Origin of the sequence: Alcanivorax sp. MD8A, assembly GCF_002888555.1 — a bacterium.
Classification (GTDB): domain Bacteria; phylum Pseudomonadota; class Gammaproteobacteria; order Pseudomonadales; family Alcanivoracaceae; genus Alcanivorax.
In genome coordinates, this window is sequence record NZ_AQOQ01000003.1 from 118114 (window position 1) to 142961 (window position 24848).

The 24848-nt window shown below is 55.6% G+C and carries 20 protein-coding genes; 14 read left to right on the top strand and 6 right to left on the bottom strand.

Features of this window, described 5'->3' with window-relative positions:
* Positions 1-152: 152 nt before the first annotated feature.
* Positions 153-716, bottom strand: coding sequence for a DNA-3-methyladenine glycosylase I (locus A15D_RS02630; RefSeq protein WP_102790655.1), 564 nt, complete (start codon positions 714-716; stop codon positions 153-155).
* Positions 685-1407, bottom strand: coding sequence for a YafY family protein (locus A15D_RS02635; RefSeq protein WP_102790656.1), 723 nt, complete (start codon positions 1405-1407; stop codon positions 685-687). Before A15D_RS02635 ends, A15D_RS02630 begins: the two co-directional genes overlap by 32 nt.
* A gap of 179 nt (positions 1408-1586) precedes the next feature.
* On the opposite strand from A15D_RS02635, the gene glyQ reads away from it, so the two are divergent.
* The 5 genes from glyQ (at position 1587) to A15D_RS02660 (ending at position 6886) form a co-directional block, all read left to right on the top strand.
* Positions 1587-2576 (top strand): glycine--tRNA ligase subunit alpha, encoded by a 990-nt coding sequence (glyQ, locus tag A15D_RS02640; RefSeq protein WP_022985939.1) that lies wholly within the window; start codon positions 1587-1589, stop codon positions 2574-2576.
* Positions 2576-4648, top strand: a complete 2073-nt coding sequence (glyS, locus tag A15D_RS02645; RefSeq protein ID WP_102790657.1) for a glycine--tRNA ligase subunit beta — start codon at positions 2576-2578, stop codon at positions 4646-4648. The genes glyQ and glyS overlap by 1 nt, the downstream gene beginning before the upstream one ends.
* 256 nt (positions 4649-4904) lie before the next feature.
* Entirely contained in the window at positions 4905-5447 is a 543-nt protein-coding gene (gmhB, locus tag A15D_RS02650; RefSeq protein WP_102790658.1) for a D-glycero-beta-D-manno-heptose 1,7-bisphosphate 7-phosphatase, read from the top strand.
* 2 nt (positions 5448-5449) lie between these two features.
* The gene (locus A15D_RS02655) at positions 5450-6175 is read left to right on the top strand and encodes a 1-acyl-sn-glycerol-3-phosphate acyltransferase (RefSeq protein ID WP_102790659.1); all 726 of its coding nucleotides are present in this window, start codon (positions 5450-5452) and stop codon (positions 6173-6175) included.
* Between the two features lie 354 nt (positions 6176-6529).
* Positions 6530-6886 (top strand): H-NS family nucleoid-associated regulatory protein, encoded by a 357-nt coding sequence (locus A15D_RS02660; RefSeq protein WP_102790660.1) that lies wholly within the window; start codon positions 6530-6532, stop codon positions 6884-6886.
* A gap of 320 nt (positions 6887-7206) precedes the next feature.
* Here the strand turns inward: A15D_RS02660 and gyrB are convergent, their stop codons facing one another.
* The 4 genes from gyrB to dnaA form a co-directional block, all read right to left on the bottom strand.
* Complete coding sequence (gyrB, locus tag A15D_RS02665) at positions 7207-9624, bottom strand: DNA topoisomerase (ATP-hydrolyzing) subunit B (protein WP_022985934.1); 2418 nt, start codon at positions 9622-9624, stop codon at positions 7207-7209.
* A 9-nt stretch (positions 9625-9633) separates the two neighbouring features.
* Entirely contained in the window at positions 9634-10743 is a 1110-nt protein-coding gene (gene recF, locus A15D_RS02670; RefSeq protein ID WP_022985933.1) for a DNA replication/repair protein RecF, read from the bottom strand.
* Between the two features lie 293 nt (positions 10744-11036).
* A complete protein-coding gene (dnaN, locus tag A15D_RS02675; protein WP_102790661.1) occupies positions 11037-12137 on the bottom strand; it encodes a DNA polymerase III subunit beta in 1101 nt (366 codons plus the stop codon).
* Positions 12138-12180: 43 nt separating this feature from the next.
* Positions 12181-13596: a chromosomal replication initiator protein DnaA gene (gene dnaA / locus A15D_RS02680; protein WP_102790662.1), complete on the bottom strand. Its 1416-nt coding sequence runs from the start codon at positions 13594-13596 to the stop codon at positions 12181-12183.
* Between the two features lie 746 nt (positions 13597-14342).
* Here dnaA and rpmH point away from each other — a divergent pair.
* The 9 genes from rpmH (at position 14343) to A15D_RS02720 (ending at position 24600) form a co-directional block, all read left to right on the top strand.
* A complete protein-coding gene (gene rpmH / locus A15D_RS02685; RefSeq protein WP_008929683.1) occupies positions 14343-14477 on the top strand; it encodes a 50S ribosomal protein L34 in 135 nt (44 codons plus the stop codon).
* A 37-nt stretch (positions 14478-14514) separates the two neighbouring features.
* The gene (gene rnpA / locus A15D_RS02690; RefSeq protein ID WP_102790663.1) at positions 14515-14880 is read left to right on the top strand and encodes a ribonuclease P protein component; all 366 of its coding nucleotides are present in this window, start codon (positions 14515-14517) and stop codon (positions 14878-14880) included.
* A gap of 40 nt (positions 14881-14920) precedes the next feature.
* On the top strand, positions 14921-16669 hold the full coding sequence (gene yidC / locus A15D_RS02695; protein WP_102790664.1) for a membrane protein insertase YidC: 1749 nt from the start codon (positions 14921-14923) through the stop codon (positions 16667-16669).
* Between the two features lie 184 nt (positions 16670-16853).
* On the top strand, positions 16854-18221 hold the full coding sequence (gene mnmE / locus A15D_RS02700; protein ID WP_102790665.1) for a tRNA uridine-5-carboxymethylaminomethyl(34) synthesis GTPase MnmE: 1368 nt from the start codon (positions 16854-16856) through the stop codon (positions 18219-18221).
* A gap of 462 nt (positions 18222-18683) precedes the next feature.
* A complete protein-coding gene (locus A15D_RS02705; protein WP_102790666.1) occupies positions 18684-19976 on the top strand; it encodes a hypothetical protein in 1293 nt (430 codons plus the stop codon).
* A 128-nt stretch (positions 19977-20104) separates the two neighbouring features.
* Positions 20105-20581, top strand: coding sequence for a hypothetical protein (locus tag A15D_RS17125; RefSeq protein ID WP_146026833.1), 477 nt, complete (start codon positions 20105-20107; stop codon positions 20579-20581).
* A gap of 10 nt (positions 20582-20591) precedes the next feature.
* Entirely contained in the window at positions 20592-21893 is a 1302-nt protein-coding gene (locus tag A15D_RS02710; protein WP_146026834.1) for a hypothetical protein, read from the top strand.
* Between the two features lie 12 nt (positions 21894-21905).
* Entirely contained in the window at positions 21906-22607 is a 702-nt protein-coding gene (locus A15D_RS02715; RefSeq protein WP_146026835.1) for a hypothetical protein, read from the top strand.
* Positions 22597-24600: a DUF6160 family protein gene (locus A15D_RS02720; RefSeq protein WP_146026836.1), complete on the top strand. Its 2004-nt coding sequence runs from the start codon at positions 22597-22599 to the stop codon at positions 24598-24600. Before A15D_RS02715 ends, A15D_RS02720 begins: the two co-directional genes overlap by 11 nt.
* Positions 24601-24848: the final 248 nt, after the last annotated feature.

The following is a 24848-nucleotide window of genomic DNA, read 5'->3' on the forward strand; positions in this document are numbered from 1 at the left end:
AGCTTCAAGCTACAACGCGACTCAAGGCGTTTCTCTTCTCAAATGCACTGCACGCGCCCAGAGATTTCAGCGCGGGGTCACATTCGTGAAAATACACTCATGATTCTGGTTCGTGTTGCAGCTTGAAGCTTGAAGCTTGTAGCTTGCCGCTTTCAACTGCACTCACTGTGCCGCGGACAGGTGATGAGGTGGTCATTGACCATGCCCACCGCCTGCATGAAGGCATAGACAATGGTCGGCCCGACGAACTTGAAACCGGCTTTTTTCAGGGCCTTGCTCATGGCTTCAGCGGTAGGCGTCAGGGCCGGCACCTCGGCAAGCGTCGCAAAATGGTTGATCGTCGGGGTACCGTCGACAAAATCCCAGAGAAAGCCAGACAAGCTCTGTCCGCGATCACGCATGGCGAGAAAGGCCTGGGCATTGCCAATGGTGGCCGCCACCTTGAGTCGATTGCGGATAATCCCGGGATCCGCCAGCAAGGCAGCCACCTTCGCCTCGTCATAACGGGCGATCTTTTCCGGATCGAAGCCATCAAAAACCTGCCGATAGTGCTCACGCTTGCGCAGCACCGTGATCCAGCTGAGGCCCGCCTGGGCACCTTCCAGATTCAGGCACTCGAACAGGGTCTGATCGTCATATTCCGGAACGCCCCATTCTTCATCATGGTAGCGCTGATAGAGCGGGTCATCCCCGCACCAGGGACAGCGGTCTTTCATCGGCTTCTCTCTTTTCACACTGTTCGATTTCCAGGGCTTCATAATCCGCAAGCGTCTGACCAGGCATGACCGGATAATGGCTGCCCAGGGTTTGCAGAATGACGATCCGGTCGACACGAAAATGCCGAAATGCCCTGCGCAATTCGCACCATCCCACCAGGGTCCAGCAATGGCCCCAGAAATACAGCCCCAACGGCCAAAGCGTACGCACACTCTGGGCGTCCAAGGCATCGCGGTAATGAATCTGCACCTTCACCTGATCGGCGATAGCCCGCTGCAGGGGATCGAGCAACGCACCAAGCATCCTTCGCTCGGGCAAGGCTGGCGCGGTTACCGTCGCTGTCTGCGCCCGTAACCGGGCCGGCACCGCCATGGCGAGTTTTTCCTGAACGGCCTGCAAAACTCCCGCCTGGCGCTGCCCAGCCCAACCTTGCGCCATGGCCAACCCGGTCAGCAACGCCTGCCATTCCTCGGCACTGAACATCAGCGGAGGGAGTTGATATCCCTCCAGCAGGGCATAGCCCTTGCCCGCCTGGGCGTAGACCGGCACGCCACTGCCACACAGATGGTCAATATCCCGGTAAATGGTGCGCTCCGACACCTCCAGGCGCTGCGCCAGAGTCTGGGCCGTGGTCCAGGGGTTGGCCCCGATGATCTGTACGATCTGAAACAAGCGTTCCGCGCGTCGCATGCTCTTCCCTGTGATATGTCGCCTGACGGCCTGCCGGCCGATATCCACACCATTCTACCCGGTGTCTACTGACACCCTGCTGTCAGTAGTTGCGAGAGGCGCAACAGCGGTATCACCGCTGCGGACGGCCCGGTATACTTGCGCCTTCGCGGAAAATGTATTGAACAACAGGATTCACCATGGCGGAACAACCGCAGACGGATATCATGACGTTTCAGGGCCTGATTCTGGCCCTTCAGCAATACTGGGCAGAGCAAGGTTGCGTGGTGGTACAGCCACTGGATATGGAAGTCGGTGCGGGTACCTTTCACCCCTCTACCTTCCTGCGCGCCATCGGCCCGGAGAACTGGAACAGTGCCTACGTGCAGCCTTCCCGTCGTCCCACCGACGGCCGTTACGGGGAAAACCCCAACCGGCTGCAGCACTACTACCAGTTCCAGGTGGTCCTGAAACCGTCGCCGGACAACATCCAGGAGCTGTACCTGGGTTCCCTGCGCATGCTGGGTTTTGATCCGCTGGTCCATGATATCCGCTTTGTGGAAGACAACTGGGAATCCCCAACGCTGGGCGCCTGGGGACTGGGTTGGGAAGTGTGGCTCAATGGCATGGAAGTGACCCAGTTCACCTACTTCCAGCAGGTGGGCGGCATCGACTGCTACCCGGTGACCGGGGAAATCACCTACGGTCTTGAGCGTCTCGCCATGTACATTCAGGGCGTAGATTCGGTCTACGATCTGGTGTGGTCCGATGGCCCCTTCGGCAAAGTCACTTACGGCGATGTGTTCCTGCAAAACGAAGTGGAAATGTCCACGTTCAACTTCGAGCATGCCAACGTGGAAGAACTGTTCAAGCAGTTCGACCTGTTCGAATCCGAGTCCACCAAGCTGATCGAGGCCGGCCTGCCGCTGCCCGCCTATGAATATGTCCTGAAGGCCTCGCACACCTTCAACCTGCTGGATGCCCGCAAGGCCATCTCTGTCACCGAACGCCAGCGCTTTATCCTGCGGGTACGCACCCTGGCCCGGGCCGTGGCCCAGGCCTACTTCGATGCGCGCCGCACGCTGGGTTTCCCCATGGCCGACGACGCCATTCGTGAGGAAGTGATGGCAGAGCTGCAAAAGCAGGATGAGAAAGCCGCCAAACAGGCGAACAAGAAGGGGAAGAAATAATGTCCCGGGATTTGCTGATTGAACTGGGCACCGAAGAGCTGCCCCCAAAAGCCCTGCCGAACCTGAGTGCGGCGCTCACCGACGAGTTTGTTCGCCAGCTGGATGAAGCAGGACTGAATCACGGTGACGTAGAAAGCTTTGCCGCCCCCCGTCGTCTGGCGGTACTGGTTCGTGGCCTGGACGACAAGCAGGCTGACCGTGACATCGAACGCCAGGGCCCGGCCGTACAGGCGGCCTTCGACAAGGACGGCAACCCCACCAAGGCCGCCCAAGGCTTTGCCGCTTCACTGGGTCTGACCGTGGACCAACTGGGCCGCCAGGACACCGGCAAGGGCGAACGTCTGGTCGCCAACATTACCGAGCAGGGCAAGCCCACCGTTGAGCTGGTGCCGGAATTCTTTGCCCAGGCCATTCAGAAACTGCCGATCCCCAAACGCATGCGCTGGGGCAAACGCAAGGTACAGTTTGTGCGCCCCGCGCACTGGCTTGTGGCGCTGTTTGGTGACGAAGTAGTGCCGTTCGAGTTGCTGGACCTGCAATCCGGTCGCACCAGCTATGGCCACCGTTTCCACGCACCGGGTGCCATCGAGCTGGCCAACGCCGGTGAATACCCGACACGGATGGAAAATGACGGTCATGTGATCGCTGACTTCAATCGCCGCAAGGCCATGATCGATGAACAGGCCATTGCCGCAGGCAAGCAGGCCGGCGGCACGGCGCAGATTGACCCTGACCTGCTCAACGAAGTTACCGCGCTGGTGGAATGGCCTGAAGCCCTCACCGGCAGCTTCGACGAGGACTTCCTGCGGGTCCCCCAGGAAGCACTGATCAGCGCCATGGAAGAACACCAGAAGTACTTCTCTGTTCTGGACGCCAACGGCAAGCTGATGCCCAGGTTCATTACCATCAGCAACATCCAGTCCAAGGATGCTGAACAGGTCATCGCCGGCAACGAGAAAGTGATTCGCCCGCGTCTGGCCGATGCGGCGTTTTTCTACGACAACGATTGCAAGAAGACCCTGGCGCAACACGGCGAGGGATTGGCCAATGTGGTGTTCCAGCAGCAGCTGGGTACCGTGGCGGACAAATGCCAGCGCATTGGTGCCCTGGCGGCAGTGATTGCCGAGCAGATTGGTGGCGACGCGGCCCAGGCCAAACTGGCGGGCGAGCTGAGCAAGGCCGACCTGAACAGCGAGATGGTGTACGAGTTCGACACCATGCAGGGCATCATGGGTTACTACCTGGCCCAGCGTGAAGGCCAGCCGGAAGAGGTCGCCAACGCACTGTACGAGCAGTACCTGCCGCGCTTCGCCGGCGACAGCCTGCCGCAGAGCAAGACTGGCATGGCCGTCTCTCTGGCCGACAAGATTGATACCCTGGTGGGCATCTTCGGCATCGGCCAGAAGCCCAGCGGCACCAAGGATCCCTATGCCTTGCGTCGCGCCACCCTGGGGGTGCTGCGCATCATCATCGAAAACGGTCTCGCCATTGACCTGCGTGAGCTGCTCGATCAGGCAGGCCAGCAACTTGGCGAACGCATTGATGCCAGCCAGATCGACGAGGCGTTCGATTTCATCAAGGGCCGTTACCGCGCCATGTACCAGGAGCGGGGCATTGCCACCCCGGTGATCCTGTCGGTACTGGCCATCGACGACGCCTGCCGCAAGCCACTGGATTTCGACCGACGCGTGAAAGCCGTTGCCGATTTCCAGCAGCGTGAAGAAGCTGCCGCGCTGGCCGCCGCCAATAAGCGGGTGTCCAACATTCTGGCCAAGCTCGACGGGGAACCGCCCGAAGAGATCGACGGCGCTCTTCTGGAAGACGACGCCGAACAGACCCTGACCAATCTGGTCGTGGCCAGCTATGAGCAATCCGAACCGCTGCTGGAGCAGGGTGACTATCAGGGTGTGCTGGAAATGCTGGCCGAGCTGCGTGAACCGGTCGATGCCTTCTTCGACACCGTGATGGTGATGGCCGAAGATGAAGCCGTACGCAACAACCGGCTGGCGTTGCTCGCATTCCTGCGTGATCTGTTCCTGAACGTGGCGGACATCAGTCTGCTGCAAGAGTAAGACGCAACACGCTGCACGCATCAAGTAACACGCAAAACCGGGCCGCAGTCACTGCGGCCTTTGTTTATACACCCAACACTGCTGTAAGAGCGTCGCTGGCGGCGCGATCACAACGTCGTGAGTGACGAAAACGAGTTTCGAAAGATAAAACCCGCAGACCATTCGGTTTCAAGGTTTTAGAAACTCGTTACCCGTCCCAGGCCAAGGTGATCGCGCCGCCAGCGACGCTCCTACAACTAAGGCACAGGGTTTATTCATGAACAAACTCATCATCCTCGACCGTGACGGGGTCATTAACGAAGACTCCGATGCCTACATCAAGACGGTAGACGAATGGGTTCCGATCCCGGGCAGCATCAATGCCATCTCACGGCTCAGCCAGGCCGGATATACCGTGGTGGTGGCCACCAATCAGTCCGGGATTGGCCGTGGCTACTACGACGTTGCCACCCTGGATGCCATGCATGCGCGGATGCGTGAATTGGTGGCCGCGCAGGGCGGTGAAATGGGCGGTATTTTCTACTGCCCCCACGGCCCGGACGATGGCTGCGACTGCCGCAAACCCCTTCCCGGTCTGATCGACCAGATTGTTACCGAGTATGGCGATGTCACCGGAGCACCACTGATTGGTGATAGCCTTAGGGACCTGCAAGCGGGAATCGCTCGTCACTGCCAACCGGTGCTGGTACTCACCGGCAAGGGACAAAAGACCCTGGACAAGGGCCTGCCCGAGACATTGGGTGACGTGGCCATTTTTGATTCTCTTGCCGACTTTGTTGATCACACCTTGAAGGACTAGGTATGCAGCACGACACACCGTCGCTGTCGATCAAGGTTCGCAGCGCGCTGTTTTTCGTGCTGTATAACCTTGCCGGAATCATTTACAGCTTTTTCTGCGTCATCGTTGGCTTCTGGCTGCCGATGCGCCCCCGCCATCGTTTTATCAACCAGTGGACTCACCTGACCATGTGGCTCGACCGCCACCTCAATGGGGTGAAGGTGCAGCTGGAAGGGGTCCATAACCTGCCCGATGCACCTTGCGTGGTGCTCTCCAATCACCAGAGCAGCTGGGAAACCTTTTTCCTGCAAACGCTCATCTGTCCGCAGACTACCGTGGTCAAACGGGAGCTGTTGTGGATCCCGTTTTTCGGTTGGGGGCTGGCCCTGCTCAACCCCATTCGCATTGACCGCAGCAAAGGCAATGCCGCACTGAAATCCCTGCTCAAGCAAGGCAAGGAACGACTGCAACAGGGACTACCGGTAGTCATTTTCCCGGAAGGGACACGCCAACCACCGGGCACCATCGGTCGCTTCAATCATGGCGGCACCATGCTGGCCTGCCAGGCCGGTGTCCCGGTGGTAGCCATCAGTAGCAACAGCGGTGATTGCTGGCCCAAAGGCAGCTGGATTCGCTATCCCGGCACCATCACCGTTCGCATCAGCCCCCCGATCGGCACGGAAGGAAAGAAAGCCCAGCAGGTCACCGCAGAAGTACAGCAGTGGATTCAGGAGCATTATCCGGGGTAGGGCAGGGCGTTTATTCGGGAAACGTGGGCGGCTAGCAGAACCGGTTGCCTCGCTTGGGCTCGGTTCGTTATGCGAGTGTTTTGTATAGGCTCTGGAATCCTTACCTCGTTTAGACTCGGATCGCCATGCGAGCATGGCTCCTACAAAGTGCTCGGGTTATTTATTGGCGCCGAACTCAACGATCTGAAAGGCGTTTCCGTTCTTCTAAAAAACCTGGGAACTATTTTGGGTTTGCCTTTCCAATCAAGTGTAGCTTGTAGCTCACATCTATTTTAACCAAACCCTTATTGCCAACCCTGCTTAAAATAATTAGAGTCGTCGCGCAGTTAAATGACAAATCACAAGGGCATAATAATGACCATCAATCTTGATGAACTTTCCATCGACGAACTGGAAAAACTGATCAAGCAGGCGGAAGCCGCTCTGGATAAAAAGCGTAAGGCTGAGCTGAAAAATGCCCAGGCGGTACTGGAGAAGATGGCCAAGGAACTGGGCGTAGATCCTTCTGAACTGCTGAAGGCCAACGACAAGAAAAAGACCACTCGCAAGAAAACGGCTGGCAAGAAAAAAGCAGGGGTACGCAAACCTGCTGCAGTGAAATTCCGCGACCCGAACAACAGCAGCAACACCTGGACTGGACGCGGCAAACGTCCGCTGTGGTTGCAGGATGCGCTGGCCAAAGGCGCAAAGCTGGAAGATTTTGCGGTGTAAGGCAACGCTGACACGCGACACCCTTGCACGCAAAGAAAAAGCGAACCCATCGGGTTCGCTTTTTTTATGGGTTCATCGTCAATTGACGCAATTAGAATCAGCTTCCCGTAGGAGCGTCGCTCGCGGCGCGATCACCTTGGCCAGGAGCGAGTAACGAGTGTCGAAAACCTTTAAGCCATCAGATCTGCTGATTTTGCCTTTCGAAACTCGCGACTTTGTGATCGCGCCGCGAGCGACGCTCCTACGGTGGCGCCGGTTGATAAACAAAGGCCGCAGTCACTGCCTGCGGCCTCGGTTAGGCGTGTTCCCTGTTGCGTTAATTACACATCCAGGTTCGATACCTGCAACGCGTTGGACTCGATGAACTGACGGCGGGGATCCACATCATCGCCCATCAGGCAGGTAAAGATCTGGTCCGCCGCAATGGCGTCTTCGATGGTCACCTGCAGCATACGGCGGCTCTCGGGATCCATAGTAGTTTCCCACAGCTGCTCGGCATTCATTTCACCCAACCCTTTATAACGCTGGATAGCCGTACCACGACGGGCCTGGATCATCAGCCACTCCAGCGCTTCCGCAAAGTGGCGAATCGGCCTCTGGGTTTCGCCACGCTGCACATAGGCATCTTCTGCCAGCAGGCCTTCCAGGGTCTCGCCCAGTGCCTTGATCTTCTGGTAGTCCGGAGACTGAAGAAAATCGATAGTCACTTGATATTCGCGGGGTACACCGTGAGCAAGTACTCGCACACGTGGCAAGAAGAGGCCACGCTCTTCGTCCTTGCGGGCACTGATGGTAAAGGTCTGGGTAGCATCCGTAATGGCATCCACACGCTTGCCCAAACTCTCACACCAGCTTTCCATGCCCGCCTGGTCTTTCAGGCTGTCTTCAGACAGGGAGGGCATGTAAATCATTTGCTCCAGCACTTCCTCAGGGAAGACCCGGGACTGACGATCCACGATTTTCATCACATTGCGGTATTCCGCAATCAGATTGGCCAGCGGTTCACCACTGATCGGCGGCGCATCGTTACCCGGGTACAAGGAGGTCTTTTCCAATGCCAGGGTCGTGAGGTACTCCTCCATGGCCGGATCATCCTTGATATAGGTTTCCTGCTTGCCTTTCTTCACCTTGTACAACGGCGGCTGGGCAATATACACATAGCCACGTTCAATCAGCTCTGGCATTTGACGGAAGAAGAAGGTCAGCAGCAGGGTGCGAATGTGGGAGCCGTCCACGTCCGCATCGGTCATGATGATGATGCGGTGGTAACGCAGCTTTTCCACGTTGTATTCATCACGGCCGATACCGCAGCCCAGGGCCGTGATCAGGGTGCCCACTTCCTGAGAAGAGAGCATCTTGTCGAAACGCGCCTTTTCCACATTGAGGATCTTGCCCTTCAGCGGCAGGATCGCCTGATTCTTGCGATCGCGGCCCTGTTTGGCTGAGCCCCCCGCAGAGTCACCCTCCACAATGTACAGTTCAGAGAGGGCAGGGTCCTTTTGCTGGCAATCCGCCAACTTGCCTGGCAAGCCGGCAATATCCAGCGCCCCTTTACGGCGGGTCATTTCGCGCGCCTTGCGGGCCGCATCCCGTGCACGCGCGGCATCAATGATCTTCTGGGTAATGGCCTTGGCTTCACCCGGGTTTTCCAGCAGATAGTCCTGGAAAAGCTCTCCCATGGTCTGCTCTACCGCCCCCTTGACCTCGGAGGACACCAGCTTGTCTTTGGTCTGGCTGGAGAACTTGGGATCCGGCACCTTCACGGAAATCACCGCTGTCAGGCCCTCCCGGGCGTCATCACCGGACGGGTTGGCCTTTTCTTTCTTGAGCAGACCTTCCTTGTCCATGTAGTTGTTCAGGGTACGGGTCAACGCACCCCGGAAGCCGGCCAGGTGAGTACCACCATCCCGCTGGGGGATATTGTTGGTGAAACAGAAGATGTTTTCCTGATAGGAATCATTCCACTGCATGGCCACTTCCACGGCAATACCGTCTTCCTCACGGTCATACTGGAAGTGAAACACCTGATTCAGTGGCGTCTTATTCTCGTTCAGGAAGCTGACAAAGGCGCTCAGGCCCCCTTCATATTCGAACACTTCCTCTTCACCGCTACGCTCATCTTTCAGATGAATACGCACACCGGAGTTCAGGAAGCTCAGTTCACGCAGGCGCTTGGCCAGAATATCGTAGTGGAACTTGATGTTACTGAAAGTCTCCGCAGAAGGGCGGAAGTGGATGCTGGTCCCGCTGGAGTCCGTGTTACCTACGACATCCAGGGGTTTGTCCGGTACGCCATGACGGTAGATCTGCTCGTGGACCTGGCCATTACGCCGAATCGTCAGCTTCAGCTCTTCGGAGAGGGCATTCACTACGGACACCCCTACACCGTGCAGCCCACCCGATACCTTGTAGGTGTTGTCATCGAACTTGCCGCCGGCGTGCAGTACGGTGAGGATTACCTCTGCCGCTGAAACCCCTTCTTCCTCATGGATATCCACCGGAATTCCGCGACCATTATCCTGAATGGAGACGGATTCGTCCGGGTGAATGACAACCTTGATCTCGGAACAGAAGCCAGCAAGAGCTTCATCGATGGAGTTATCCACCACCTCAAAGACCATATGATGCAGACCGGTGCCATCATCCGTGTCACCAATGTACATGCCGGGGCGCTTGCGAACGGCATCCAACCCTTTCAGCACCTTGATGCTGGATGAATCGTAATTTTTCTCCGCCATGCTCTTTCCTTATTCACTCCCGGTAAGGGATCGAAGCTTGCCATGTTCCACGTGGAACATTTTGCTCTCGATCGCCTGTAAAGCGTTGTTGTCATTCACGATGGCCGCCCATTGGGGCGCATCCAGCGCGGTTATCAATGTCTGGTGGCCCGTCATCGCCAGGTATTGAAGCAGACGGTGACGGTGCTCTTCGTCCAGCTCTGCGGCCAGATCATCCACCAGCAGGGTACACACCTTGCCCACTCGCTGTATCAGCGGTAGCTGAGCCAACACCATGCCATACGCCACCAGCTTGGCCTGACCACGGGACAACCGGTCCCGGGCCACTACCTCACCGATATCAATGCGAATATCCGACCGGTGAAAACCCGCCTGGCTGAACCCCCTGCGGATATCGTCTTGCCGCAAGCGCTGCAGCGCAGCAAGAGTGTCTTCGCCTTTTTGGCGCCCGGTCTGCAGCCGTAAACGGATCTTCATGTCCGGCGATAGCACGGCCAGGGCGTCATCAAGTCCAGCCTGCAGTTCTTTCAAATAGCTGCGGCGTAACCCTTCGATTCTATCAGAAGTCTGCGCCAGTTGCTGATCCCAAAAGCCCAATTCCCGCGGGTTTATGCTGCCACTGCGTAAAAGCGCATTGCGTTGCTTCAACGCAGCATTGGCGGTACGCCAGAGGGGCATAAACTCATGTTCCACGTGGAACATTCCCCAGTCCATAAAGCGGCGACGCAGAGCCGAAGCCCCAAACACCAAGTCCACGGAGCCGGGATGAAGCGCCAATACCGGAAGCAATGTGGCCACCTCACTGAGGGCCTTCGGGGTGGCACCATCCAGCTTGATCGCATCAATGCCGCCCGGCGTCCGGCGAACCCCAAGACGGCGAACACTTTCACCATCATGCACTTCCGCGTAGAGCGTCGCGGCTTCCGCCCCGTCACGCACAAGACGAGACAGGCGACCACCCCGAAACGAGCGCCCGCCACTGCCAATAAAATAGATCGCCTCAAGCAGACTGGTCTTGCCACTGCCGTTATCACCCAGGATTACATTCAGGGAAGGAGACAGGCTGACATCCGCCTGACGGTAGTTACGAAAATCTCCCAGCTGGAGACGATTCAACATAAATCCGGATCCTGACCCCGAAGACAGCACTGGCACCAGCGCAAAACAACCGCACCGGCAAACGAATTGGACATTGATTGTAGCGCAGGCAGCCCCAGGCTGCCTGCACCCCCAGCCACCTTTCTCCACAGCAAGACACAGGCTACCCACAGACCTATCCACAAGGCGAGGAACCCCAAGCCCAAGCTTAAATGAATAGCGAGCAAGAACAGGCTGACGCGCTCATCCACGATGAAGCACAAAAAAAGCCCGGCAAATGCCGGGCTTTTTCTATCCAGAACAGTCAGGTCACATCACAGCCGCATGGGCATCACCACATACACCGCCGCTTTACTTTCCGGATCGAAGACCAGGGCACTGCTATTGCTGTCCCCCATCTCCAGTTCCGCCTGGGTGCCAGACATGGTGTTCAGCACATCCAGCAGATAACTCACGTTAAAGCCGATTTCCAGCGGCTGACCATTGAAGTCCACGGACACTTCCTCTTCCGCTTCTTCCTGCTCGGGGTTGTTGGCGACAATACGCAGGCTGCCTTCGGCCAGCTGGACACGCACGCCGCGGTACTTTTCATTGGAAAGAATCGCCACCCGGGCCAGCGCCTGGCGCAGGGTTTCACGATCGGCAATCACGTGCCGAGTGCCTTCCTTGGGAATCACACGATCGTATTCCGGGAACTTGCCATCGACCAGCTTGGAGGTGAAGGTAATCGCGCCCACCACGATCCGCACATGGTTGCGACCGATCGTCAGCCGCGCGACTTCACCGGCATCCCCAAGGATACGAGACAGCTCCATAACCCCTTTACGGGGCAGAATGACAGAAGCCTCTTCTACCGGTGCCTCCAGCTCGGCATCGCACAATGCCAGGCGATGGCCATCGGTGGCAACCGCACGCAGACGGCCCGGCTTGAGCTCGAACAACATGCCATTGAGGTAGTAGCGAACGTCCTGCTGGGCCATGGAGAACGCGGTGCGGTCAATCAGGCTGCGCAGCACATTGGGCTGGATATCCAGCGTAGAGCCTGCAGCATCCTCTTCCTGGTTGGGGAACTCGGATGCGGGCAGGGTGGACAGGGTGAACCGGCTACGCCCGGAACGCACCAGCATGCGCTCGCCATCGACCTCAAACCGGATATCCGCTTCGGCAGGCAAGCTCTTGGCAATATCCACCAGCTTGCGTGCCGGCACCGTGGTTTCACCCGGCTGCATTTCCCCTTCCAGCGGCAGGCGAGCGACCAACTCCAGTTCCAGGTCCGTGCCCGTCATGGAAAGCTGCCCATCGCCCACTTCCAGCAACACATTGGAGAGCACCGGCAGGGTCTGACGTTTTTCCACCACCGCAGCCACCTGCTGCAAGGGCTTGAGGAGCTGTTCTCTATTGATTGAGAATTTCATCGCGCTTTCCCGTTCTGGTTACCTTCCTGGATATGGTCCCTGCTCATGACGTCAGCGTCCGTAGCAGGTTCTGATAATCTTCTTCAATTTCCGGGTTGGATTCCCGTAACTCCAATACCTTTCGGCAGGCATGCAGCACAGTGGTGTGGTCCCGACCACCAAAGTTTTCACCGATTTCCGGCAGGCTGTGGCTGGTCAACTCCTTGGAGAGCGCCATAGCCACCTGGCGCGGACGCGCCACCGAGCGAGTACGCCGTGGCGAGAGCAGATCGTTGATCTTGATCTTGTAGTACTCGGCCACAACCCGCTGGATATTGTCGATACTGATTTGCCGCGCCTGAAGGGCAATGAGATCCTTCAACGCTTCCTTGATCAACCCGATATCGATCTGCGCACCGGTAAATCGCACATGGGCGATCACCCGCCGCAGCGCCCCTTCCAGTTCTCGTACATTAGACCGGATTCGTTGCGCAATAAAGAAGGCGGCATCATTGGGCAGGTCAACCTTGGCCTCTTCTGCCTTCTTCTTGAGAATCGCGACACGGGTTTCCAGTTCTGGCGGCTCCATGGGCTGGGACAACCCCCAGCCAAAGCGGCTCTTGAGACGCTCTTCCAGGCCATCGACTTCCTTCGGGAATTTGTCGCAGGTAAGGATGATCTGCTGCCCGTTTTCCAGCAGAGCATTGAAGGTATGGAAGAACTCTTCCTGAGACTGCTCCTTACCTGCAAAAAACTGAATATCATCGATCAGCAGGGCATCCACACTACGGTAGAAGCGCTTGAACTCATTGATGGTCTTGTTACGCAGCGCCGAAATCATATCCGCCACAAAGCGCTCACTGTGAAGGTACACCACCTTGGCATTGGGGTTGCGGCGCATCAGCTCGTTGCCCACCGCATGCATCAGGTGGGTCTTGCCGAGCCCCACACCGCCATACAACAACAGCGGGTTATAGCCATGGCTGGCCGGGTTCTCCGCCACCTGCTGGGCTGCCGCCGCCGCCATGCGATTCGACTTGCCCTCTACAAAGGTGGAAAACGTAAAGCCGGTATTGAGATTACTACGGTGCTTGCGGGCACCACCGACTTCCGCCACAACAGGGCGCGGCTCAGGGGCCTCCTGATGACTCTGCATACCATTAAAGGGCTGAGGGGCAGGACGAGCTGTGGCGGGCTCTGCAACGGGCGCTACGGACGCAGGGACAGGCCGGCTGGAGCCGACCTCCAGACGCAACTGAGGCAACGGGCCAGACTGCATCTCGCCCAGCACCTCGCCAATGCGATCCAGGTACTTGTCACGAACCCAGTCCACCACAAAGCGGTTGGGCGCAAACAGGGTCAGCTCGGCACCATCTGCGGACGCCGCAACCTGTAACGGGCGGATCCACATGTTGTATTGCTGTGACGGCAACTCATCTTCGAGCCGCGTCAGACAGCGTTGCCAGAGCTCTTCAGACACAAAACCGCCTTGCTCGCTTGTCGTTATACAGAGAAAGAGGGCTCAAGGTGAACCCGAATCGAGCCAGCCATTCTACCCTCAGGCAGGCACATCTATCCACAGGGCGGCCGGCATTTTTTGCAATCATTCACTCTGTGGATAACTATGACCATAACCGTGTGAATTCCCACAGGGACAACCGCGTGGATAACCACCGGGATGAGTTATACACACAGTTAATGACAGGCCATCCCCATGTCGTCCCCGCAGACGACACAGGGTCATACGCAAGTTATCATTAACACAAGATTTTGAATTTATTAGATATTTGATACTTACCCACAGAATCTGGCGAGCCCTATAATTACCAATACAACTAATAAATACTTAAATATATAAATTCTATTAACAGTGACCGTTTCAAAAGGGATCGAGCATGCTCAAGGCTAAATCCTCAACGAAGAAAAGACGTGAATCGGCGTTGTGATGAACCAGATGAAGCGCTTATGACTCTTGACAGTTTGCAGCAGGACCGTCGCTCGTGGCGCGATTCCAGACCTGGGTTAAAAACAAGTTCACCGCAGGGAACACTCCGCCCACAGAGAAAAGCCCTCTTTGCTGTCGGGCATTCCTCGCTAAAGTTCGAAACCCAAAAAATCGCCCCTTCCCACGACAATCCCGTCACGCAATATCGTTGACACTGAGACCGGGATTCCCTAGACTTGCCGCCCTTCTAAATAGCAGTCTATTTCCACAGGTAAGACGCCATGAAACGTACATTTCAGCCCAGCGTACTGAAGCGCAAGCGCGCCCACGGTTTCCGTGCCCGTATGGCCACCAAGAATGGTCGCAAGGTACTGGCTGCTCGCCGTGCCAAGGGTCGCAAGCGGTTGGCTGCCTAAGCCAACCGTTTTCTCCTACCCTCCGGCTGAGGTAACTGTGCCTTTGTCCCAGGCCTTTACCCGGCAACACCGACTTCTCACCGGTTCTCACTATCAGGCTGTTTTTGACCACGCTTCCTGGAAGGTGGGCAATGCCTCGTTTTTGTTGATGGCAAAAGCCTCTGAGGAACCCCTGCCGCGACTGGGTCTGGTGATTGGACGCAAGCGTGCCAAACGGGCAGTTGACCGGGCCTGTATCAAGCGCCGCGCCCGTGAACAGTTCCGGCTTCGCCAACAGAGCCTTCACGGCCTGGATATTATCTTGCTGGTCCGCGGTCGTGTGGATCACCCCGATCCAGCCCTTGTCAGCCAACAGCTAGGTCAGCTTTTCGACAAGCTGCTTGCCAAGTGCCGGCAGGCTTGAGAAACTGCGGCCCGTTTTTCACGCCAAAGATAAGCCTCTTATGGAAATCCCGCGCGCCTTAGTGATTACTGGCATTGCCGTCGTCTCCTACCTGATGATTCAGGCTTGGCAGAAAGACTATGCCAACCCCTCCCAACCCGCTGTCACCGAGCAAGTGGCTGACGCGGGCAACGCGACCCCTGATCTTCCCGCTCCCCAGTCTGATTTGGGCGAGGATAACGGGGTGCCCTCCGCGCAAGCCGAAACCGCAGCGGCTGACGCTCTGGGCCTGCCTGCTGTGGAAAACACGCAGACCTCCTCCTCGTCACGGCAGATCGAAGTCAACACCGACGTATTGCGAGTCGAAATCGACCTGCAAGGTGGGGATATTGTCCGCCTGGCACTGCCGGACTACCCAACCCACGTCGAGACACCGGATCAGCCATTTGTACTGATGGAGCAGGATGCTACCCGTACCTACGTTGCCCAGAGCGGCCTGGTGGGGACTAACGGCACCGATTCCAGTGCTGGCCGGCCACTGTGGTCAGCTGCGTCAGACCGCTACACCCTGAATGAAAGCGACAATGAGCTGAATGTTGACCTGACCCTGAGTCAGGACAACGGTGCGCAAATCATCAAGCGCTATACCTTTGAAAAAGGCAGCTATCTGGTGCGTGTCAGCCATATCGTCCGCAACCAGGGCAATAGTGAATGGTCCGGGGCCCTGTACGGGCAGATCAAACGCGATGGCAATGACGATCCGGGGCTGTCCAAGCAGGGCTGGGCGCCCATGCCGACGTATCTTGGGGCAGCCTACTGGGATACCGAAAAGCCCTACAACAAGCTGGACTTCGATGACATGCAGGAAAGCCCGCTGAACCTCACTGTTGAGGGCGGCTGGCTGGCCATGGTGCAGCATTACTTTGTATCGGCGTGGATTCCTGACCCGCAGCAGCGTAACCACTATTCCAGCGTGCACCTCAAGCAGCGTGACCAGTACCTGCTGCGTTTTGTGTCCCCCACCGTGAAAGTGGCGCCGGGCGAAGAGAAGGTACTGTATGCCGAGTTTTATGCCGGGCCGAAAACCCAGGATCACCTGGAAGCCATCAGCCCTGGCCTGAACATGACCGTGGACTATGGCTGGCTGTGGTTTATTTCCCAGCCGATCTTTGCCCTGCTGGTGTTCCTGCAGAGCGGCGAAGTGTCCATTTTCGGCATGGATATCGATATCGGTGGCGGCGTCAGCAACTGGGGCGTGGCGATCATTCTGCTGACCTTCATCATCAAGGCGATCTTCTTCAAGCTTAGCGCGACCAGCTATCGTTCCATGGCGAAGATGCGCAAGGTGGCTCCCGAGATGCAGCGCATCAAGGAGCAGAACAAGAACGATCGTCAGAAAGCGCAGATGGAAACCATGAAGCTGTTCCAGCGGGAAAAGATCAACCCGCTGGGTGGCTGTCTGCCGATGCTGGTGCAGATGCCGGTGTTCATCGCCCTGTACTATGTGCTGCTGGAATCGGTGGAGCTGCGCCAGGCGCCGTTCTTCCTGTGGATCAATGACCTGTCGGTGATGGATCCCTATTTCGTGCTGCCGATCCTGATGGGCGCCTCCATGTTCCTGCAGACCCGCCTTAACCCGACCCCGGCGGATCCCATGCAGGCCCAGGTGATGAAGTGGATGCCAATCGTGTTCTCCGTCTTCATGTTGTGGTTCCCGGCTGGTCTGGTGCTGTACTGGCTGACCAACAATATCCTGTCCATCGCCCAGCAGTGGGTAATCACCAAAAACATCGAAAAAGGCAACGACTAACGTCGTTGCCGGGTGCACGGTCTCCAACCTATCCGTAGGAGCGTCGCTCGCGGCGCGATATTGGACGTTGGGGATCGCGCCGCCAGCGACGCTCCTACGGGTAGCGAGCCTTTTAAATTCGTGACATTTCGCCCTTTTTAGGTTTTCCTTGCGGCTTGAAGCTTGCCGTTTGTCGCTTTTTCCCATGCCTAATTCCGCTGACACCATCGTTGCCATTGCTACCGCTCCCGGTCGGGGTGGGGTGGGTGTGGTGCGTCTGTCCGGGCCTGCTGCCCTTGGCATCTCAAAATCAATCTGCGGCGATCGCGAACTGACCCCGCGCCTGGCGCACTTTGCCCGCTTTCGGGATGTCGCAGGACAGGTCATCGACGAAGGACTGGCCATCTATTTCCCAGCGCCAAACTCCTTTACCGGTGAAGACGTGGTGGAATTGCAGGGGCATGGGGGCCCCGTCATTCTCGATTTGCTGGTGAAGGCGTGTATCGATGCCGGTGCACGGCAGGCTCGGGCGGGGGAGTTCTCTCAACGGGCCTTCCTGAACGAAAAGATGGACCTGACCCAGGCGGAAGCCATTGCCGACCTGATTGATGCCGGTACAGAAGCCTCTGCCAGAGCCGCGCTCAATTCCCTGCAAGGCGCTTTTTCCAGCGAAGTGAATCAACTGGTAGAAGACCTGATCGGCCTGCGCATCTATGTGGAAGCCGCCATCGATTTCCCGGAAGAGGAAATCGACTTCCTGTCAGACGGCAAGGTAGCCGGTGACCTGCAAGCGGTGCACCAGCAATGCCTGCGGGTGCTGGATGAGGCTCGGCAAGGCCGATTGGTCCGAGAAGGGATGACCCTGGTCATTGCGGGCAAACCCAATGCGGGCAAATCGTCCCTGATGAACGCCCTGGCCGGGTTCGATGCGGCCATCGTCACGGACATAGCGGGCACTACCCGGGATGTGCTGCGCGAATCTATTCAGATTGATGGCATGCCGCTGAACCTGATCGATACCGCCGGCCTGCGTGACAGTGCGGATGTGGTCGAGCAGGAAGGCATCCGCCGGGCCTTTGCTGAAATCAAAAAAGCCGACCGGTTGCTGGTCATGGTGGATTCCCGGGAACAGTCAATAGATCCACAGGATATCCACAGCCTGTTGCCGCAGAGTCAGCAACAGCTGGAGGATCTGGCGCTTCCCATCACCGTGATCCTCAACAAGGCGGACTTGTCGGGCTTGCCCTGTGGGCCGCGTTCGGATGGTTGCTTTGTACTGTCCGCTTCCACTGGAGAGGGGCTCCCGGCCTTCCGTGACCACCTCAAACAGGTGGCTGGCTACCAGGGGGAGGGGCAAAGCCGATTCTCGGCCCGCCGCCGCCATATCACTGCGCTGGAGCAGGCCCTGCAGGCTCTGGAAAACGGCCGGGCGCAACTGCACGGTTATGCCGCAGGCGAACTCCTCGCCGAAGATCTGCGCGCCGCCCAAAAAGCGCTGGAAGAGATCACCGGCGCCTTCACCGCCGATGACCTGCTCGGCCGCATCTTTTCCTCCTTCTGCATCGGCAAATAACCCACCAGACATCCCCTCTCCGTAGGAGCGTCGCTCGCGGCGCGATAGCCTAACGCCTGGAATCGCGCCGCCACCGAGCGCAGCGAATGAACGCCCGCAGGGTGAGCGTTGCGAATAACCGGCGCTCCTACAGCGGCTTCGCGTTCAAGGGTGGGGGGATCCCCCTGTGGGTGTGGTCCCCTCCACACCGTAAGCGATTGATAAACAAAACGTTTCCTAAACAAACCGTCTACACGATTGGCCAAATAAATCGCCTTTATGACCATTCCGCCCATCTGCCGACCAGTGAAAAAAACCCTTATAAAACAAGGGAATAAAGTTGCGTATACAAAATCCCGCTTGCTGATCATTGTTTGATCAGTACTATCGCGCCACCTTATGTAAAGCTATAGCAACTATCTGTGAACGAATGTAAACAGATAGGAAATAATAATAGAAAGACTGTATATGGGAGAGTGCGTCATGCAGACGATTCGTCAGCGCATGCGTGTTGTGTGCTATTCAGCGCGAGCGGGACTGCTCGGCCTGCTGGCCCTGTTGCCCCTCAGCAGCATGGCTGCACTGGAGCGCATGGATGACGCCGCCATGTCCGATGTGAGCGGGGCCGGTATTGCACTCGGTTTTGAGAATTTTCGCTGGCTCACCAAACCGACCAGTTATTTTGAGCAGATGGGCACAGCTCCTGTCGGCACAACCACTTTTCAACGTGCCGATATGCGTTGGTATGGCTTAAGCATCACCGCAGTCCCTGATGGCTCGACCGGAAACGAGGGTTTCCATTGGGATCAGTCTGGTAGCAGTTTTGGTACGGCGTGTACTGGCACCGGTCTGGCTTGTCCGCTGGGAGGTGTGATCCCAAATTTCTCCCCCTACGATAACCCCTATGTGCTGCGGGCCTTTTCTCCTTCGGGCTATAGCTATGATGGCACCTTGCTGAATGCGGATCCGGATAGCCCGGATAAAACGGTTTATGAATACGTTGCTCCAACCAATCAGCCTTACTACAACTTTGCCTTCATGGGGGAAATAGAAGCAGGCAGAACTGCTCCCAATGAATACTTGAATGCGCAAAATATGTCCAGCGGCGTTACGGGGGATGTGGGAGATTTTCTTAAATCACAGACATTGATTCAGGGGAATGCGGCAGGTTCCATTTTCAGGCTGTTCCAGCATACCCAGCCTGGTAATGAAACCTTTGCAATCATGTACCACAGTGATTTGCGAGGGGATTTCCGTTTCTCGGCTGCTCAGGATAGCCGAGCTGCCAGCGATGTTGTTGGTGTACCAGTAATTTTTGATGAACAGGAAGGGCTTCATTTTAAAAATGTAGAAGCATTTATTGCCCTTGGCCAACCTTTCTACCAAGCGTTAACTCTTGATGCAGTGCCCAGTCAGGACGGTAACTTCATTATGGAACTGCCGTTTCTCAGGGACCCGGCTCAAAGCCCTTATGTTGCTTTGAACAATGCGCAGAAACACTTCTATTCGTACGCCGTTGACGAAGATGTGGTGCACGGTAGCTATGTGCTTGATGGAACCACCTATGAGAATGGTATAGCGGGTTTCATCACGGCTCGACTTGCTTACTTGCACAATATTGGCAGTCCAAATGTCGCCACATACGAACAACACGTGATCAACCAGTATGGCGTCACCCTTTATGAAGGTTTTGCCAATGCCCAGGCCTGGTTGGATCAATACAACACCACCATGGCTACTCACGTTGGGGAGACTGGACTCCTTGCCGTGGGATAGGTTGCCCAACCGTACATGGCGTTAGTGGTACGAAATCGCACCCGGACCGTAATGCCTATAACAGTACTTCTGACGGCATGTTCTTTCGAAAATGCTCAACCTGCGCTGACTTTGATGCGTTTGCGTACATGCTAACTGCGGTGGATGTGAGAAACGGCAACAGTCAGTACACCTGCCCTGGCGGTGAGGGGTGTGCGGGCGATGGCTATACCCCTCGCGGCGTCGGTGTCTCTAATAGAAATGATGGTCCTGGGGACCAATATACCGATGGCTACGATATGAGTGGCCGTTATTACGCTATTTCGGATAGCTGTCAGGCAACAAGTGGTGATCCATATCGCTGTGGTTATGGAGGAAGTTACTCCGTTAATGCGGGGGCCAAGCATGTATTTGTTTTAAATAAACTTGATCCATCAACGACATTTGGCGTTGCAAGCCGCCCCTACAAAGAAGAAGTGGATTGCGGTTTCTTCTGTGGAACCACGGGTGAGACTCGAGGCATTCCTGTTATTAGAACTGATGTTGTCAACATCGGGGATTCCAGGATTGAAGGAATGCAAATGAATTACATGAAATTCACCAGTTACGGTGCAGGTTCGCCGTAAAGTTATCGAAATGAATAAAAACAAAAAAATCTGCAATGTAAGAATTTTTATCGCATTGCTGATGGTTTCATACTCGATATCTGGTAAAGCGCTTTCTCATTCAGGAATGGTCGAACTTGAAGATAGCGATTTGCGGGAAGTATCAGGTCAGGGGTTGTTTGTGGCCGATATGATTCGTGGTGACGAGCTGACAGGGGCGAATGAATACTCAACACCGTTCAATTTTTACCGAGTAGGTATGGATGGTGAGATGCAACTTAATCTCAACATGACAAAGCTGCAGCTGGGGTGTGGTGGTGTGAATGACTTCCTGTCTGGTCATGCAGGTTGTGATATCGATATTGACTACGTCAGCATGATGGGCCGTGATGGTTACAAGCCTGGTGATCCACAAAGCCCCGTTACGCTGGATCGCCCATATATGGAATTTGCGATAAAGAATGATGATACCCATACCATGCGCGAAGTGGTCGGGATCAAAATCGGAGCCGCGACAGTCGATGGTTTTATGGCAACAGGGCGCCGTTACTACAATGGGGTCGTCAACGAAGAAAATACGGGATTCGGCAGCACGTGTAACCCCAGTGATTTTGTTGGTGCAAACGTCGTGGGATGCCACTCGGGCCTGAATTCGGTGAGTGGCTTTCTGGGAACAGATCTTTCTTTAACAATGCGAGTGAAGGCGGCGGTCGCTGGCCTTATTCCATTGGATGCCTGGGGTTGTACCGGGCGAACAACAACTACCGTTGATGAATGCGGTACGAGTCAGGATGAATCCATTTTTGTGGACCTTGCAGGAACACGTATGCAGAGTCTGGGACTCAGGTCGGCGGTATTGACACTCAATGGTGATGGCATTGTTTCCTTGCTCCAGGCGATTGGTCTGAATGATGTCTACGCTCAATTGAATGCGGATGCTCGTACTGTGCACGGTCTTGCCTTTGCGGAGACTGGTGACTTCTTTCTGTCGTTCCAGCGCGAGCCGGTCGCTTATCCCCGTTATGCCAAGGTGTCACCAACAGAAGAGTTTACCGAGCAAGGACTCATGGGGGTTGCTCTGGATGCTTGTGCAACCACCACACACGACACTCCCCGTTGCCATAGTGCCTATGCGGTGCCTGCAAATACCGGGTGGTGGATGAATGCACCAAGCGCCAAACTGGTTGATGTCTTCAACGATGATTTTGATCTTGGCAATGTGTCTATTGGTGGAGCCCTGGAGCTCCTGGGGGCGCCAGGTTTCCTGATTGAAAACCCGGAACTTAATTTTCACCGTGCACAAAACTGCTATGGCAGCAGTAAGTTCTGCTAGGGGAGGAAGGCGATGAGAATAATGATAAAGCCCCTTTATTTACTACTGTTACTGATTTCTGGCGTCATTAAGGCAAATGATCTTTCGCCTATGAACGACGAAGAAATGGGAGCCATAACAGGACAAAATGCCATTCAGTTGTCGGTAAAACTCCATAACAATGTAGAAGTTCAAGATAACAATCACGTTGCCGGGGCGCATTGTACACCTGATGCAAGTGGCTATAGCCCGTGCCGTCTCGGCATGGAATTTGTCGACAAGGAACGAAACTGGCTGGTGATGAAACAGTTTTACGGATATCTGAATCTGACTGATATCCGTTTGGAAGGGGTAAGCCTGCCATCCAGCAATACAGCTTACTACGATCCGGATCGATTCAAGCGTGCAGATGGAACTTGCTTGATTGCAGGTACCTGTAATCCGAGAGCCCTGGCCGCAATCGAAATGAGCTATCCGTCATCAAAAGGGTCTGGTGAATACCAGGATATGCAGACCTTTCTGAACATTGGTGCGATGGTTGTAGAAAGAAATAATCCAGGGGCTTCCTACAGTGATGCGGCTAACCCGCATAGACCGGATGCGGTAGCCGATTACGGTTTCATGCGTGACGAGACTGCCGGGGTTGCCAATGCGTTCCGCATTAGTGATAGCAGTGGTCCCAATGCCAATATGCAGGTTCGTTTTGACGGGAGCACACTAATCTATGGCTTCTAAAACGTTTTCCTTATTGCTGGCAATGCCTGTAAGTGTCTTGGCATTGACACCTATGGATGATGCGGGGCTTTCCCAAGTAAATGGTCGTGATGGCCTAACAGTGAACCTTGAGAGTTCGTCAGGGATAAACGCGGAAAGCTTGACGTGGGAAACCGACGAGGGCACCGCCCAGGAAGCGTTGACCAGGCTTAGTGACGTTTCACTGGATGGTAATGGCTCGAATCTGTCTGCCAGCTGGGTAATGGATGTTTCACACGACGGTACCGACCCCCTGCTTTCCATACAAAGTCAGTGGGGATTGACTCGTCTGATTATGGGAGGGATGAGTATTGAAACTCCGACCAATACGTCTTCCTCTATGGGACAGGCTGCCTTGTATTCTCAAGGCTCGCTGAATTTTATAAATAGAGGGATTTTCGATAACGATGGCAACAAGGCAAAGCTTGCCTTTGATCTGAATGGTGACTGGATCTATCGGCAGGGTGGGCCAGGGAGCGCCGAAATCAGTTTCGGAAATCTGGAATTTACCAACCGGTTTACAACCGGAGCGGCTAACAGCCACGCTGATGGCCTGGGCACCATTGCCATTGATAACACTGGCATCAAGGTAGCCTCGTCGTTTACAGAATCTATCCTTCAGTTTGATCTGATGTATAACGACACTGCTACGGACTTTGATACCAGTGGCCGTACGGCCATGATGCATGCTGGGTGGATTGGTGGACTGACAGATACTTTGGTCAGAGTTTCCCCTGGGGGTGTAGGAGTCAATGCGCTTTCGCCAAAGACTCAGGGGCTGAGTGTCCTTACCCAATGGGGTTTTGACAGCGATTTCATTCTGAATCTCGGTCATGCAGGAGGAAATGATACCCAGCTGCAGTTCCGTGACTGGAGGCATCTCGGTAATGGTTCAGGGCCAATGTTGAAAATGGAAATGGCGTTGGATGTTTTACAGGATGGCGCGGGTAGTGGTGGGCTTTGTTTCGGTGTGACGGGCCAAACCTGTGTCGCTGATGATTTCTACGATACACGTGCCGATGCAGGAGAATCTGCATTCGCCATTTTACTGCGTGACAGTTACCTGCGGGCCTATAGCGAAAGCATTGCGGTAGATAGCCTGGCTAATGTAGATAGTGCCAGTGCCTATGACTGGAGTGTCATTCTGACCATGGGCTTGCTCGAGTCAGATATTCTGGTCTATCCCGGAGGGCCATATGCCGAGCCTGATGGTTTCAGGCTGGATGCCGCCTTAATGGTCCAATCTCCCGGGTACTGGGATGCGGCAAACAGTAATGTTGCGGCAATGCGGGATGCGGCGGCAGCGGGTTGGGAAACCAACTCACACTTTCTTTTTGCTGACATGGGTGCCGATGTGGCAATTGGGCTGATGAATGTGGATGTGTTGTGGAATGCGGATGACTTGTACCTGGTGTTAGGTCAGGATGATCCGGCTTTTCCGGATCTGCCTTCAGGTATGATGTTGAGTACTGATGTGCTCTCGCGCTATCAGGTGCGGGGCCTTCTGGGGGCTGGGAGTCCGTCCGATCTTGGTAGCGATGTCGCAAAAATTGCGCTTTGGGATTTGAACCTTTCAGCCAATCAGTTCCGCTTTGTGCTTTATCCTACCACTGCCAGCGGATCTGAGGCTCTGGGCTTTGATGCGTTCATGAATCTGGATGGCTCCTCTTATCTGACTCTGGCTGAAGTCTCCAGTCCGCAATCGGCGTTTCAGCTATACAATGTCACTGGTAGTCTCGGTTGGGGGAACGGTAGCATTACGGTTCGATCAGAGAATGAAACCGCTGATAACCTTCCCAGTCTGACGATTGCCAATAAGCTTTATATTGGTGAGAACGCTGACTTTGGCCAAACGGGCGCAAATCATCTTGACCCGCTGATAGGAAGTCTGGGATTCGGTGATCAAAATTATGGGCAGATCGCGATGCCCGGCGGTGTTTGGCATAGCGAAATTGTTGCCAAAATTCCTCAGTAATACTGAGCTAAATTTAGGAACCGTTGCAAAAAGCCTTTGTTTGTGGCTCTTTGACATCGAACTGACTTCTAACTTGTTTCTTCCTCCCGGCCTCTATGCCAGTAGGGATTTTATCCTCGCCAAGGCTCGGGATCGCCTTGAGAGCAAGGCTCCTACAGAGCGGGGGTATTGGTATGGATTGAATGGTGGGAGCCAGCCTGCTGGCGATGGGGCGGTTTGCTACCACTCGCAACCAGACTGTCTCCAAC

Coding starts and splice junctions, on each gene's coding strand:
- A15D_RS02655 (WP_102790659.1), top strand. CDS start 5,450: ATGCAGCACGACACACCGTCGCTGTCGATCAAGGTTCGCAGCGCGCTG.
- gyrB (WP_022985934.1), bottom strand. CDS start 9,624: ATGGCGGAGAAAAATTACGATTCATCCAGCATCAAGGTGCTGAAAGGG.
- glyQ (WP_022985939.1), top strand. CDS start 1,587: ATGGCGGAACAACCGCAGACGGATATCATGACGTTTCAGGGCCTGATT.
- A15D_RS02720 (WP_146026836.1), top strand. CDS start 22,597: ATGGCTTCTAAAACGTTTTCCTTATTGCTGGCAATGCCTGTAAGTGTC.
- yidC (WP_102790664.1), top strand. CDS start 14,921: ATGGAAATCCCGCGCGCCTTAGTGATTACTGGCATTGCCGTCGTCTCC.
- A15D_RS17125 (WP_146026833.1), top strand. CDS start 20,105: ATGCTAACTGCGGTGGATGTGAGAAACGGCAACAGTCAGTACACCTGC.
- mnmE (WP_102790665.1), top strand. CDS start 16,854: ATGCCTAATTCCGCTGACACCATCGTTGCCATTGCTACCGCTCCCGGT.
- rpmH (WP_008929683.1), top strand. CDS start 14,343: ATGAAACGTACATTTCAGCCCAGCGTACTGAAGCGCAAGCGCGCCCAC.
- A15D_RS02660 (WP_102790660.1), top strand. CDS start 6,530: ATGACCATCAATCTTGATGAACTTTCCATCGACGAACTGGAAAAACTG.
- A15D_RS02710 (WP_146026834.1), top strand. CDS start 20,592: ATGAATAAAAACAAAAAAATCTGCAATGTAAGAATTTTTATCGCATTG.
- recF (WP_022985933.1), bottom strand. CDS start 10,743: ATGTTGAATCGTCTCCAGCTGGGAGATTTTCGTAACTACCGTCAGGCG.
- A15D_RS02715 (WP_146026835.1), top strand. CDS start 21,906: ATGAGAATAATGATAAAGCCCCTTTATTTACTACTGTTACTGATTTCT.
- gmhB (WP_102790658.1), top strand. CDS start 4,905: ATGAACAAACTCATCATCCTCGACCGTGACGGGGTCATTAACGAAGAC.
- A15D_RS02705 (WP_102790666.1), top strand. CDS start 18,684: ATGCAGACGATTCGTCAGCGCATGCGTGTTGTGTGCTATTCAGCGCGA.
- dnaN (WP_102790661.1), bottom strand. CDS start 12,137: ATGAAATTCTCAATCAATAGAGAACAGCTCCTCAAGCCCTTGCAGCAG.
- A15D_RS02630 (WP_102790655.1), bottom strand. CDS start 716: ATGAAAGACCGCTGTCCCTGGTGCGGGGATGACCCGCTCTATCAGCGC.
- A15D_RS02635 (WP_102790656.1), bottom strand. CDS start 1,407: ATGCGACGCGCGGAACGCTTGTTTCAGATCGTACAGATCATCGGGGCC.
- glyS (WP_102790657.1), top strand. CDS start 2,576: ATGTCCCGGGATTTGCTGATTGAACTGGGCACCGAAGAGCTGCCCCCA.